Annotated in this window: 14 protein-coding genes; 9 read left to right on the plus strand and 5 right to left on the minus strand. The window is 37.5% G+C overall.

The window, feature by feature from the left end; all coding sequences use genetic code 11:
* Positions 1–61: 61 nt before the first annotated feature.
* Positions 62–2,356, plus strand: coding sequence for a TonB-dependent receptor (locus tag CPT03_RS21525; protein WP_216641576.1), 2,295 nt, complete (start codon positions 62–64; stop codon positions 2,354–2,356).
* A gap of 44 nt (positions 2,357–2,400) precedes the next feature.
* Here CPT03_RS21525 and CPT03_RS21530 read toward each other — a convergent pair whose 3' ends face one another.
* Positions 2,401–3,048, minus strand: a complete 648-nt coding sequence (locus tag CPT03_RS21530; RefSeq protein ID WP_099440749.1) for a DsbA family oxidoreductase — start codon at positions 3,046–3,048, stop codon at positions 2,401–2,403.
* A gap of 243 nt (positions 3,049–3,291) precedes the next feature.
* Here CPT03_RS21530 and CPT03_RS21535 point away from each other — a divergent pair, with 243 nt between their 5' ends.
* Together CPT03_RS21535 and CPT03_RS21540 are read left to right on the plus strand one after the other, a co-directional pair.
* Positions 3,292–5,028 carry a GMC family oxidoreductase gene (locus tag CPT03_RS21535; RefSeq protein WP_099440750.1) on the plus strand — a complete coding sequence of 579 codons (1,737 nt, stop codon included), beginning with the start codon at positions 3,292–3,294 and terminating at the stop codon, positions 5,026–5,028.
* A gap of 16 nt (positions 5,029–5,044) precedes the next feature.
* Positions 5,045–5,671, plus strand: a complete 627-nt coding sequence (locus CPT03_RS21540) for a gluconate 2-dehydrogenase subunit 3 family protein (RefSeq protein WP_099440751.1) — start codon at positions 5,045–5,047, stop codon at positions 5,669–5,671.
* Here CPT03_RS21540 and CPT03_RS21545 read toward each other — a convergent pair whose 3' ends face one another.
* The 3 genes from CPT03_RS21545 to CPT03_RS21555 all read right to left on the minus strand — a co-directional run bounded on the left by CPT03_RS21545 (position 5,672) and on the right by CPT03_RS21555 (position 7,017).
* The gene (locus CPT03_RS21545; protein ID WP_099440752.1) at positions 5,672–6,106 is read right to left on the minus strand and encodes a carboxymuconolactone decarboxylase family protein; all 435 of its coding nucleotides are present in this window, start codon (positions 6,104–6,106) and stop codon (positions 5,672–5,674) included.
* 71 nt (positions 6,107–6,177) lie between these two features.
* On the minus strand, positions 6,178–6,660 hold the full coding sequence (locus CPT03_RS21550; RefSeq protein ID WP_245869914.1) for a Crp/Fnr family transcriptional regulator: 483 nt from the start codon (positions 6,658–6,660) through the stop codon (positions 6,178–6,180).
* A 90-nt stretch (positions 6,661–6,750) separates the two neighbouring features.
* The gene (locus CPT03_RS21555; RefSeq protein WP_099440754.1) at positions 6,751–7,017 is read right to left on the minus strand and encodes a hypothetical protein; all 267 of its coding nucleotides are present in this window, start codon (positions 7,015–7,017) and stop codon (positions 6,751–6,753) included.
* A gap of 46 nt (positions 7,018–7,063) precedes the next feature.
* Between CPT03_RS21555 and CPT03_RS21560 the strand changes: the two genes are divergently transcribed.
* Together CPT03_RS21560 and CPT03_RS21565 are read left to right on the plus strand one after the other, a co-directional pair.
* Complete coding sequence (locus CPT03_RS21560; RefSeq protein ID WP_099440755.1) at positions 7,064–8,338, plus strand: dicarboxylate/amino acid:cation symporter; 1,275 nt, start codon at positions 7,064–7,066, stop codon at positions 8,336–8,338.
* 46 nt (positions 8,339–8,384) lie between these two features.
* On the plus strand, positions 8,385–9,209 hold the full coding sequence (locus tag CPT03_RS21565) for a DUF1080 domain-containing protein (protein ID WP_099440756.1): 825 nt from the start codon (positions 8,385–8,387) through the stop codon (positions 9,207–9,209).
* Positions 9,210–9,215: 6 nt separating this feature from the next.
* On the opposite strand, the gene CPT03_RS21570 is transcribed toward CPT03_RS21565, so the two are convergent.
* The gene (locus tag CPT03_RS21570) at positions 9,216–9,647 is read right to left on the minus strand and encodes a hypothetical protein (RefSeq protein ID WP_099440757.1); all 432 of its coding nucleotides are present in this window, start codon (positions 9,645–9,647) and stop codon (positions 9,216–9,218) included.
* Positions 9,648–9,904: 257 nt separating this feature from the next.
* Here CPT03_RS21570 and sucD point away from each other — a divergent pair, with 257 nt between their 5' ends.
* The 4 genes from sucD to CPT03_RS21590 all read left to right on the plus strand — a co-directional run bounded on the left by sucD (position 9,905) and on the right by CPT03_RS21590 (position 13,298).
* Positions 9,905–10,777 carry a succinate--CoA ligase subunit alpha gene (gene sucD / locus CPT03_RS21575; protein ID WP_099440758.1) on the plus strand — a complete coding sequence of 291 codons (873 nt, stop codon included), beginning with the start codon at positions 9,905–9,907 and terminating at the stop codon, positions 10,775–10,777.
* 143 nt (positions 10,778–10,920) lie between these two features.
* Positions 10,921–11,400, plus strand: coding sequence for a methionine-R-sulfoxide reductase (locus CPT03_RS21580; protein ID WP_099440759.1), 480 nt, complete (start codon positions 10,921–10,923; stop codon positions 11,398–11,400).
* 79 nt (positions 11,401–11,479) lie between these two features.
* Complete coding sequence (locus tag CPT03_RS21585) at positions 11,480–11,944, plus strand: septal ring lytic transglycosylase RlpA family protein (protein ID WP_245869915.1); 465 nt, start codon at positions 11,480–11,482, stop codon at positions 11,942–11,944.
* A 379-nt stretch (positions 11,945–12,323) separates the two neighbouring features.
* The gene (locus tag CPT03_RS21590; protein WP_099440760.1) at positions 12,324–13,298 is read left to right on the plus strand and encodes a ribonucleoside-diphosphate reductase small subunit; all 975 of its coding nucleotides are present in this window, start codon (positions 12,324–12,326) and stop codon (positions 13,296–13,298) included.
* Positions 13,299–13,310 lie beyond the last annotated feature (12 nt).

The raw sequence follows: 13,310 nt of genomic DNA on the forward strand, positions 1-13,310 counted from the left end.
TATGAAACTCAAAAATCTACAAACGTTTTTTTTAGTTGCGATTTTATTTTTCCCCTTCAGTATGTTGGCTCAAACTGGTAAGGGAGTTGTAAGTGGAATTGTAAAGGACTCATTAGATCAAGCGATCGCATTTTCAAACATTCAGATCAGGAAATTGAATATAAAGACAACTTCTGATAAGAACGGTAAATTTATATTGAGCGAAATTCCAGCTGGTAATCATTTTATCAGTGTTTCTATTACTGGCTTTGAAAAACAACAAAAGGAGATTACGATTTCTGCTAACGATACAACAAGAGTTGAATTTGTTTTGAAAGACCAGAATGCAGAACTGGCAGAAGTAATTGTTTCGGCAAGCAGAAGAGCGGAGTCACTTGCTCAAACACCTTCTTCAGTAACTGTACTTACAGCGAAGGATATTAATACACAATCAACGATTAGTCCAAACCTGGCGAATATCTTGTCGTACAGTGTGCCTGGATTAGGAACCTCTACTAATCAGACTGGAAATTCTGGTCAAACGCTTCGGGGTAGAAATGTTCTTGTGCTTATAGATGGAATTCCACAGTCAACGCCGTTAAGAGCTGGTGGTCGCGACATCAGAAGCATTGATCCTACAGTTATTGAACGTATTGAGGTTATAAAAGGAGCTACAGCAATTTATGGCAATGGGGCAGAAGGTGGTTTAATTAACTATATTACAAAAAAGGGCAATTCGGGAAAGAAATTTGGTGGTTATTCGCAGATAGGAATGACGGGTAATTTTAAGGGAGATAGCACTTTAGGTTATCGTGCAACCCAACAATTCAACGGTAAGGTGAAAAAGTTCGATTATATAGTGAGCGGTACTTTTGAGAAAACCGGTGTATTCCGTGATGCGGAAGGAATCGTACTTTCTCCGGAATATGGGTTAGGTGAGACAAAATCCTACAACGGTTTTGCAAAAGTGGGATATGATATTACTGAAAAGCAAAGATTAGAACTGATGTATAACTATTTTAGCTCCCGACAAGATTCTCGTTATGTTACCAAAAATGGTGTTTATGGCGAATCGCCGGCAATTGGTATTTATGGAGTAAGACCAGGTGTTGATGAAGGAACCCGATACAATCATAATGCAAACCTGCAGTATACCAGTCAGCAAATATTTGGTAGCACAGACCTTACAGCAAATCTTTATTACCAGGATTTTTACACTATCTATTCAAATTCAGCATCATTTTTTGGGAGTGGACAATCGGCAATTATCTCTACTAAAAAAGGAGCAAGGGTAAATCTTAATACTCCTTTTCATATCACATCTAAAATTCCGATGCAGGTGAATTACGGAATTGATCTGATGAATGATAATACTGCTCAAAACCTGGTTGATGGCCGTGCCTGGGTACCTAAAATGAATATGGTGAATTTTGCTCCATATTTTCAGGCAACGGCTAATCTGTTTAATGATCTTACCATTAAAGGCGGACTAAGAACAGAAAATATTAATATAGATGTAGATGATTTTAATACGCTTGCCACAGGAGCTAACGGAGCTGGAAGCATTGCGGTTAAAGGCGGAACCTTAAATTATAATGCTCTGGTTTTTAATGCGGGTGCAAGGTATTCTAAGTTTAAATTTTTTAATCCATTTGTTAGCTATGCACAATCCTTCTCTATATTTGAGTTGGGTAGGGTGCTTAGGGCCGCTGAAAGTAATACTTTGGCGCAGTTAGAAACCAAACCTATTATTGTAAATAATTATGAAGCGGGTTTTAGTAGCAATATTGGCAAATTAAACCTTAGCGCTGCTTATTACTATAGTACTTCTAAACTTGGTGCAAACTTGTTAGAGGTTAATGGAAAATATATTGCTCAGCGTATACCAGAAAGAGTATATGGGTATGAGATTCAAATTGATTATGAGCTCTTCAAAAGCTTATTGATAGGAGGGAATTATGCAGAAGTAGAAGGAAAAGGTGATGTTGATAATGATGGAACTTTTGATGGCCCAACAGATGTATATTTGAATACTACCAGGATTTCGCCATCAAAAACTACTGTTTATCTTAAATACTCGGGGGTTAAGAATTTAAGCTTCGACCTCAATTGGATGCGTATAGGTAACAGAGATCGATTTGAACCAAATCCGAAAACCAATGCCTATAAATTAGGTGAAGCACCCGTAAAGGCTTATAACTTATTTAATTTGGCTGCAGCATATCAGGTTAGTGAACCATTAAAGCTAAACTTTGGGATGGAAAACGTACTGAACAAGACTTACTACCCAAGCATATCGCAATTTTATGGAACAGGGCCTAATTATATAAGAGGCAATGGCCGCAGGTTTAATTTAGCCATTGGTTATACTTTTTAATGATTAAAAGATTTGAGGCCGGATACTAAGTCCGGCCTCATTGCTTATTTCTCGTTGTTATTGTTCTGGAATGCCTGGTGCAACGCGCCTAAAAATGTTTCAGGAGATTGTGCTCCTGATACGGCAAGCTTGTGGTTGAATATAAAAAATGGTACACCTTTAATCCCAATTGTTTGTGCGGCATTTTCATCATATCTCACCTCATCCGTAAAATCTGTGCTATTTAACATGGTTTGTACGGATAGTTTATCAAGACCAATTTTGCTGCCTATTTCAATTAACGATTGATGATCACTTATGTTGACCCCATCTGTAAAATGAGCTTTAAACAATTGCTCTTCGGCTTCACTGCCTAGTCCCATTGATTTTGCAAGCTGAATTAACCTATGGGCATCAAAAGAATTGGCAACTACCGATATATCGAAATTGAACTCTAATCCAACTGCCGCGGCTGTTTCTGTTACATGCTCGTGAGTTTCTATGGCCCACTCTCTTGATCTTCCGTACCTATTTGCAAGGTAATCATAGGCACTAATTTCTGTAGTGGTTTCCGCATGCGGATCAAGCTCATAGCTATGCCACTCAACCTCGATTTTATCCTTGTACTCAAATTGTTCAAGAGCAGCCTCAAATTTTCTTTTTCCTATATAACAGAACGGACAACGTACGTCCGACCAGATGTCTACTTTCATTGAGGCAAATTTAGGTATATGTAATTATTTATGGGGTTATCTTGTTAATTATGAGTTTTGTATGATTATTAGGTTAATTAGAGTGGTTATAAATAAGTTCAATTTTTTTGGTGGATTTATAAAATTTGTATATTACTTATTATTACGTATTTAACTTTAACCTAAACCATTATTGTTGTTACAGATGGTGGTTCTAGGAATAAAATTTACCGGAAACCGTTATTTTTTAAAATCAGATTATAAATGAGCGAATTTGAAATCAAGAAATCAGGCGTCGAATATGATGCTGTCATTGTAGGATCAGGTGCCGGGGGAGGTATGACCGGATATGTACTTGCCAATGCAGGTTTGAAAGTTTTAATGCTGGAAGCAGGTGCTTATTTTGATCCGAGAGTAGATTCTCAACAACTGAAGTGGCCATGGGAGTCGCCAAGAAGAGGTGCCGGTACTACCAGGCATTTTGGTGATTTTGATGCCGCATATGGTGGTTGGGAGTTGGATGGAGAACCATATACCCAGAAGAACAATTCTGAGTTTGCGTGGTTCCGTTCCAGAATGCTTGGTGGAAGAACAAATCACTGGGGGCGTATCTCTTTAAGAATGGGGCCTGATGATTTTAAACCGAAAGATGGTCTTACCGATCCGTGGCCTATTACTTATCAGGAGCTAAAACCTTTTTATGACAAGGTGGATAGGATGATTGGTATTTACGGTACAGTAGAAGGCATAGAAAGTGAACCCGATGGGATATTTATGACGCCTCCAAAACCAAGACTTAATGAGTTATTTATAAAGAAAGCAGCCCAAAAAGTTGGAGTAACCGTAATTCCCGGCAGAGGATCTGTACTTACCGAGGCATTAAAAGACAATAAGGACCGGGGTCAATGTTTTTATTGCGGTCAATGCGGAAGATCATGTAAAGTTTATGCTGACTTTTCATCGTCGTCCTGCCTGGTGATTCCGGCAGTAAAAACAGGAAACTTAACTGTTATTACCAATGCAATGGTAAGAGAGGTGCTAACTGATAAAACCGGAAAGGCAACAGGTGTATCTTATGTGAATACAAAGGACATGCAGGAATACCAGGTAAGGGGTAAGACAGTTATCCTTGGAGCCAGTGCATGTGAATCGGCGAGATTATTACTTAACTCTAAATCTGCTGCCCACCCTGACGGATTGGCGAACAGCAGTGGAATAGTTGGTAAATACCTTCATGATTCTACCGGGGCAAGCATGGGCGGATACCTGCCTCAGCTGGTAGATCGTAAAAGATACAATGAAGATGGCGCGGGAAGTATACATATATATTCTCCATGGTGGCTTGACAATAAAAAACTTGATTTTCCAAGAGGTTATCATATAGAATATGGTGGTGGACTTAGTATGCCTGGTTATGGATTTGGCTGGGGCATAGAAGGGATGAATGGATCTATACCTGGTAAGGACGGTAAAATGAAGGAAGCCGGCGGATATGGTGCTGGATTGAAGGATGATTACAGGCGTTTTTATGGAACCGGAGTTGGGATGGCAGGCAGAGGAACTGCTATTGCCAGAGAAAGTAATTATTGTGAAATAGATCCGAATGTAGTAGATAAATTTGGGATACCAGTACTTAGATTTAATTATAAATGGGCGCCTGAAGAAGTAAAACAAGCGAAACACATGCAGGAAACCTTTAAAGAAATTATGCATGCCATGGGGGCTGTAACTTCTGAGCCTCCTGGTGCAGAAACAAGCTATGGATTGGAGGCTCCCGGGAAGATTATCCATGAAGTTGGCACAGTAAGAATGGGTGATGATCCTAAAAAATCTGCACTGAACAGATGGTGCCAGGCACACGATTGTAAGAATCTTTTTGTGGTTGATGCTGCACCTTTTGTACAACAAGGCGATAAAAATGCTACATGGACTATTCTTGCCCTTTCTATGCGGACTGCCGAATACATTTTAGAACAAAAGAAAAATTTAAACATTAGCTGATCTCAAATCAATATATATGAACAGACGTGATTCATTAAAAGCTTTAGGTCTTACCGCAATTAGTGCAGGTGTAGTGCTTGAAGCTTGTAAGCCGGGAAAAGAACCCGAAGTTGCTGCCGAAGGTGCCGGGGGTGAAACCGAGCCAGGCAGACAGGAATTTGAAGTAGAACGCGATAAAAAATTGAATTCTTGGAAGTTCTTTACAGAACATGAAATGGCTACAATAACGCTTTTGGCAGATATCATTATTCCTAAAGATGCCAAAACTGGAAGTGCTTCGGATGCCAAAGTGCCTGATTTTATTGAGTTTATTGTTAAGGATATGCCAGGACATCAAACTCCGATGCGTGGTGGGCTAAAGTGGCTTGATCTGCAATGTTTAAACCGCTACCAGAAAACTTTTAAAGATGCATCACCAACTCAGCAAATTGAGATGGTTGATGATATTGCTTACCCACTGAAAGTAAAGCCGGGAATGCAGCAAGGAGTGTCTTTCTTTAGTTTGATGCGAAACCTTACAGCTTCAGGATTCTTTACAACCGAGATCGGGATTAAGGACCTCGGTTATGTTGGTAATGTGCCTAACCGTTGGGAAGGGGTGCCAGCAGATGTGCTGAAGCAATACGGCATGGAAGGAGTATAGTTATTTTGGCTCCATTCCGGTGCTGATTCCAATCCTATTCCATGCATTGATACTAATTATGGCCATGATTATCTGAGCAAGATAAGCATGGTCAAAAAGTTCAGCCGCATTGTTATAAGTTTCGTTAGATACTTTGTTGCTGATAAAGGTTACTTCTTCTGTAAGCGCTAATAAAGCACGCTCTTGCTCATCAAAAAATGGGGTATCTCTCCATGCATTTAGAGCATAAATTCTTTGTTCTATTTCACCCGCTTTACGTGCATCGTGGGTATGCAGATCAATACAGTAAGCACATCCGTTAATTTGAGAAGCTCTTATTTTGATGAGATCTTTGTGTTTAGTACTAAGACTGCTTTGTTCTACATAACTATCAAAAGCCAACATCGCTTTGTATGCCGCTGGTTCTACTTGATTAATTCTAATTCTATTACTCATAACTATTCGTTTTTGTTAAAACAAAGTTGAGCAATAAAGGGTCTTAAAAAAATGAACCGTGGTTAAGAAAATCAGCTCTTTTTAGCTCTTAAACGGCTTAGGAATTGTGGCGTAAAACCCAAATAAGAAGCCAGCATATACTGTGGTACACGCTGCATAAAATCGGGGAACAGCCCTGAGAAGTGCCTATATCGTTCTTCTTCTGTTTGGTTAAAAATATATCCTATTCTCCGTTGTGAGGCAACAAATGCTTTTTGCATCATTATGCGGAAGTAGCTTTCCAGTCGCGGTATTTTTTCAAACAAGATCATTTTATTCTTTTCACTTAGAAACAAAAGTTCTGAAGCTTCTATAGCCTGGATATTGGTTGTAGATGGTTGTTTATTCAGCAAGCTATCCTGATCTGCTATCCACCAGTTTTCCAGGCCAAAGTTGATAATTTGTTCGTTCAGTTTTTTGTTAATGTAGAACTGCCTTAAACATCCTTTAACGATGAAATAATCTCCCATACATAATTTACCTGCTTCCAAAAGGTAATCTTTCTTTTTGAGCACCTTATGCTGGATATGGCTGCATAACAGTTTCTCTTCATTGGGTTCAAGATGAACATATCTTTTTATATGGGATAAAAGCTCAGGATACATTTATTCCTCCTCCTCAAGATAGATTTGGTGCACTAAAAATTTCACTTTAGCTATAGGTTCAAGCAATTCAGTAATGTCGTCTGATTCTATATGGTATATTGTTTCGCCAGAGTCAGGAATTTCAGAATCAGGAATAAGCTCAAAAAATTTAACAGGCAAGCTCGTCTCCAGCTCTACAAGCTTAATGTAATTTACTCCGTTGTCTTTCCAATCTTTAAGAATTTTATGATTGAATTGTACATAGGGGTTCTCGTTTTTGTTTTCCATGCCATAAAGCTAATTACATTAAACAAAATTTCACTATTATAGTACTATGAAATCTATTCTTTCGAACCTTACTTTTCAGGTTTTAGTAGCTATTGCTTTGGGTATTTTTGTTGGAAGTTTTTTCCCTGGGTTTGCTCCACATGCTAAACTTATAAGCCAAAGCTTTATTAATATGATCAGTATGCTCATTGCCCCGATCATATTTTTAACAATAGTTCTTGGAATAGCCCATATGGGTGATATGAAAAAGGTTGGACGTGTTGGTGGTAAGGCACTATTGTATTTTGAGGTAGTTACAACTTTAGCTATTGTGATTGGAATGGTAGTTGCCAATTTATTGAAGCCGGGTGTTGGCGTTCATCCCGCCAACGGTGATGTAAGTAAAATAAAAACTTATACTGAACAGGCAGGAGAAATTAACTGGGCCGAATTTCTTTCTCATATTATACCTCATAACGTTTTTGAGGCTTTTACTAAAGGAGATATTTTACAAATACTGTTTTTTGCTATTTTATTCGGTTACGGGTTAAATAGAATGGGTGAAAGCGGCCATTCAGTACTTAGTTTTTTTGATAAGGTAGCACAGGTGTTTTTTAATATTATGAAAGTGGTGATGCGCCTTGCCCCCGTTGGTGCTTTTGGTGGTATGGCCTTTAGTGTGGGTACTTATGGATTAGATACCTTGTTGCCGATGGCTAAACTAATGGGAGCGGTTTATCTGACTTGTTTTTTGTTCATTTTTGTTGTCCTAAATGCTATCTGCAGGTTTTATAAGTTTAGTTTATGGCATTATTTAAGGTACATCCGCCAGGAAATTTTGATTGTTCTTGGGACTTCGTCTTCCGAATCTGTGCTGCCTAGTATGATGCAGAAGATGGAGGCTATTGGTTGTAATAAGTCTGTTGTTGGTTTGGTTATACCCACTGGTTATTCTTTTAACCTGGATGGAACAGCAATTTATCTTTCTATGGCAGTGATATTCTTATGTCAGGTTTTTAACGTTGATCTTTCTATTGGGCAGCAACTTAGTGTATTAGCTGTTTTGATGGTTACATCAAAAGGGGCTGCCGGGGTTACGGGAAGTGGATTCATTGTGTTGGTTTCGACCCTGACGGCATTAAAATTAATGCCGGTTGAACATATTGCTATTTTGTTAGGGGTAGATAGGTTTATGTCAGAGGCAAGAGCCATAACTAATATGATTGGAAATGGAATTGCAACGATTGTAATTGCTAAAAGTGAAAACGAGTTTGATGAAGAGAAATACAAGCTGGCTATTCAACCAATCACTATTGAAGGTATTGAGGAATCAGATATTTAATTTTTTATTGTATTTTGCCAGCAGCTAAATAAACCCACACACAATTATGAAAAGAACCACTTTTATTGCCCTGATTTCCTGTTTTATCTTTGCGAGCTGCGGAGGAATTAAATCTAGTTCAAACCAATCTGATGATAAAAAAGGTTGGGTTTCTTTGTTTAATGGTAAAGATATTAAAGATTGGTTTGTAAAGGTACATCATCATGAGTTTGGTGTGAATTTTGGAAATACTTTTAGGGTAGAAGATGGTATCATTAAAGTTCGGTATGATCAGTACGGAGATTTTAATGATCAGTTTGCACACCTTTATTATAAGACTCCGTTCTCTTATTATCATCTGAAATTTGAATACCGTTTTGTAGGAAAACTGCAAAAAGGAGCTCCGGATTATACTTTGTTAAATAGTGGTGTGATGTTTCACTCACAAGATCCGAGGACAATGCTAAAAGAACAAGATTGGCCAATCTCTATCGAGATGCAGCTTCTTGCTGGTCTGGGTGATGGAAATCCAAGGCCTACAGGTAATATGTGTTCGCCAGGAACCAATGTAGTTTATAAAGGGAAAATAGCAGATTCACACTGTTTAAATTCTACTTCTAAAACTTATGATGGTGACCAGTGGGTACGTGGGGAGTTGATTGTTCTTGGAGATTCTTTAATAACCCATATTATTAATGGCGATACTGTGTTGCAATACTCTAAGCCTCAGATTGGTGGTGGTGTGGCAAATGGCTATGATCCTAAAATTAAAATAGATGGCAAACTGTTAAGCAGTGGCTTTATCGCGCTGCAAAGTGAAGGCCAGCCCGTGGACTTTAAAAATATCGAAATAAAAGACTTGTCTAATTTAAAGAGATCTGCTAAAAAGTAAAAGGAATTATTCTTCCTCAACTACTACAGAGACATCTTTGTCGAGCTTTATGGTATGCAGCACTTTTGTTTTCTCGCTGTATACCACGAGTTTATTTTCATCTAAATATTGTACAAGTCTATAAGGTTCAGATTTTTGAATATACCTCCATTGTGTGTAGAACTGTTCCTGCGATAATTTCTCTTGTGGCAAGAATGTAATAGCAATTTCAATATCCGAAATGCTTTCAATAAAGAAGCGGTCACTTGTACGTAATACCTTTTGAGCTTTATCATTATTTTTAAAATCTTCAATCGTAATTTCACGTATTGCTGTTGAAGATTTGGTTGGATTCCTGTCAATAACATCCACAATTAGGTTATTTACTTCATTTTTGGTTTTCAGGTATTTTCCATTTCCCGTTTGTAATATTTTGAAATAGATTTTAAGCGGTTTCATATAATGATTTTGTGATAAGGGTAATTTTACCCTTACAAATAAATGAGTATTTAGCGGGTTATTGAAAAAATATTGAATTAATATCTCTTTGTTATTTTACTGATCATCTAAAGCGGAGTTAGTATGTTATATTTTTGTTGTAATAATCTGGCTTATACCTGAAAGAAGGGTAGAAAAAAAGATAGCTTAATGGATAGGCGGATAAAATTGTAATTGAAAACTATTTTATCTAAGTTTGCACAAAAAAATAAAGATACATGAGTGTTTTAGTAAATAAGGATTCAAAAGTTATTGTTCAAGGCTTTACAGGAAATGAGGGTACTTATCATGCTTCTCAAATGATTGAGTACGGAACGAACGTTGTTGGCGGTGTTACACCAGGTAAAGGTGGCCAGACTCATTTAGATAAACCAGTATTTAATACTGTAAAGGATGCGGTTGATAAGGCCGGTGCTAATGTATCTATTATATTTGTTCCTCCTGCATTTGCTGCTGATGCTATCATGGAAGCTGCAGAAGCAGGTATTAAAGTTATTGTTTGTATTACTGAAGGTATCCCTACTAAGGATATGATTCAGGTTAAAGAATATATTTCTGACAGAGATTGTCGCTTAATTGGACCTAACTGTCCAGGTGTTATCACTGCTGATGAAGCTAAGATAGGCATTATGCCAGGTTTCATCTTTAAAAAAGGTACTGTTGGTGTAGTTTCTAAATCTGGTACTTTAACCTACGAGGCTGTTGATCAGGTAGTAAAAGCAGGTTTAGGTATTACTACTGCTATTGGTATTGGTGGTGACCCGATTATTGGTACAACTACTAAAGAAGCGGTTGAGTTGTTGATGAACGATCCGGAAACTGAAGGTATCATCATGATTGGTGAAATTGGTGGTGGTATGGAAGCTGAAGCAGCACGTTGGATTAAAGAAAATGGTACAAAACCTGTTGTGGGTTTTATAGCTGGTCAAACTGCTCCTGCCGGACGTAGAATGGGTCATGCTGGTGCTATTGTTGGTGGTGCTGATGATACAGCCGCTGCAAAAATGAAAATCATGGCTGAATGCGGTATTCATGTTGTAGCAAGCCCTGCTGAAATTGGAGAAGCTATGGCCGCTCAGTTAAAGAAATAAAATATTAAAGATCTTCTTGTATAATGCAAAGGCTCTGGTGATTCATTCATCGGAGCTTTTTTTATAACTGACATTATTATTACTTCTAAGATGAAACCGCAGGCAACTTTAGTCCGTATCTTGTATTAAATAATGATATACAAATGAAAGCTTTAATCAGTAAAACATTTATGTTAGCAGGCTTGTTAGTGGTAACCAGTTTTGTAGCATGTGCCCAAAAGCCTAAAAAAGAAGAAATCAAAAAAACTACCGAAAGTATGGAATGGAATAAATTAACTAAAGAAGAAGAGGATGTAATAGTACGTAAGGGTACTGAATATCCTGGAACCGGAGCGTTGTTGAATAACAAAGAAAAAGGAACCTATATCTGCAGAAGATGTAATGCGCCATTGTATCGTTCAGAATCAAAATTTGAATCGCATTGTGGATGGCCAAGTTTTGATGATGAAATTAAAGGTGCTGTGCTAAGGATACCTGATGCTGATGGGCAACGTACTGAAATTGTGTGTGCAAATTGCAAAGCACATTTAGGGCATGTGTTTTTGGGAGAAGGTTTCACATCTAAAAATACCCGCAACTGTGTGAACTCAATTTCTATGAGTTTTGTGCCCGATAAGAAATAAAATCTTTTGGAATGACATAAGTATAATGCCCGATGATAACTTGTCGGGCATTACTTGTTTATAAGTATTTAGTTTACTTATGTTTGCACGTTCACCAACTATAGTAAATATGAAGTATTGTTTATTGTTATGCGGTATGCTAATTTCTTTTATGGGTTTTTCCCAGGATATTTCAGACGGAACGGCATCAGAATCGGCCACTGAAAGCACAGCAGTATCGTCATCCAATCTATCTTCTAAATTAATCTCTAAAACCGTTTACGCCACATATTATGCAAAGAAGTTTGAAGGACGAAGAACTACAAGCGGTGTAAGATATCGGGCTAAAAAAATGACAGCCGCGCACATGTCATTACCATTTGGGACAATTGTAACAGTTACTAATCCGGCGAATGGAAGGTCGGTTGATGTGGAAATAAATGATAGGGGGCCTCACTCCAGAAAATTTAAAATAGACCTTTCAGCCGGAGCTGCAAAAGAGCTTGGGTTTTACGGAAAAGGGGTTGCTAAACTTGAAATTAGCTATCTGCCGGAGACTGAGTAAATTTTAAACTTTTGGGGATAGAAAGTCAGCTTTTTTAAATTATTAACATTCAAAAGTTTTTACTATCCCCTAAAAAAGAAATAATTAGCTTTTTTGCTGATTGATTATGACTGAAATCTGATGTTTTAAACAACCAAATCTGACAACGTGTTAACAACTTTGTTCTGCAAAAAAGGCCTCATACTTTATATTTGTTTAAGTAAAATTCTTTAATAAATCACACGAAGATTTTCAGTTAAAGTTTTAATATTTAGTTGATTAAGGTTGCCGGAGAAATTCAAGTCTTTTAAAATCTTTAAATTAAGTATGGCTTTGTCGACTGTTAGCGTTTATTAAGGGTTTTCATGGTTCAATCATTCACTAGGTTAAACAAAGGCTTATGCAAGAAGAAGAAGTATTATTAAAAGAAAACAAAGATCGTTTTGTTCTTTTACCGATTAAATATCCGGCAATTTGGGAGATGTATAAAAAGAGTGAGGCTAGTTTTTGGACGGCGGAAGAAATTGATCTTTCAGACGATCAGAAACATTGGGACAACCTAAATGATGGAGAGAGACATTTTATTTCTCATATCTTAGCTTTCTTCTCTGCCAGTGATGGTATTGTAAATGAAAACCTGGCTGTAAATTTTATGAGTGAGGTTCAGTTACCTGAAGCCCGTTGTTTTTATGGTTTCCAGATTATGATGGAAAACATTCACTCTGAAACATACGCCTTGTTAATTGATACTTATATTAAGGATCCGGATGAAAAGGATAGATTATTTCATGCAATAGAAACAGTTCCTTGCGTTAAGAAAAAAGCAGAATGGGCATTACGTTGGATTGAGGGTGGTAATTTTGCAGAGCGCCTTGTAGCTTTCGCAGCTGTTGAGGGTATTTTCTTTAGCGGAAGTTTCTGTTCAATATTCTGGTTAAAAAAACGAGGCTTAATGCCAGGACTAACCTTCAGCAATGAGTTGATCTCAAGAGATGAAGGGTCACACTGCGAGTTTGCTTGTTTGTTATATGGTATGCTTAAGAATAAGCTTACAGAAAAACAAGTTCATGGTATAATTAAAGATGCCGTAGAAATAGAAAAAGAATTTATTACAGATGCTTTACCAGTAGCATTAATTGGAATGAATGCAAAACTGATGTCGCAATACATTGAGTTTGTTGCAGACAGATGGGTACAGGAATTGGGTTATACTAAGATTTATAACGCAACCAATCCATTTGATTTTATGGAAATGATATCGCTACAAGGAAAAACAAACTTCTTTGAGAAAAGAGTTGGTGATTATCAAAAAAGTGGCGTATTAACCTCAACAGAAGATAAAGCTGCGGCTTTCTCTTTAGACGATGATTTTTAAAACTTATCGGGT

The organism is Pedobacter ginsengisoli (assembly GCF_002736205.1).
Classification (GTDB): Bacteria; Bacteroidota; Bacteroidia; order Sphingobacteriales; family Sphingobacteriaceae; genus Pedobacter; species Pedobacter ginsengisoli_A.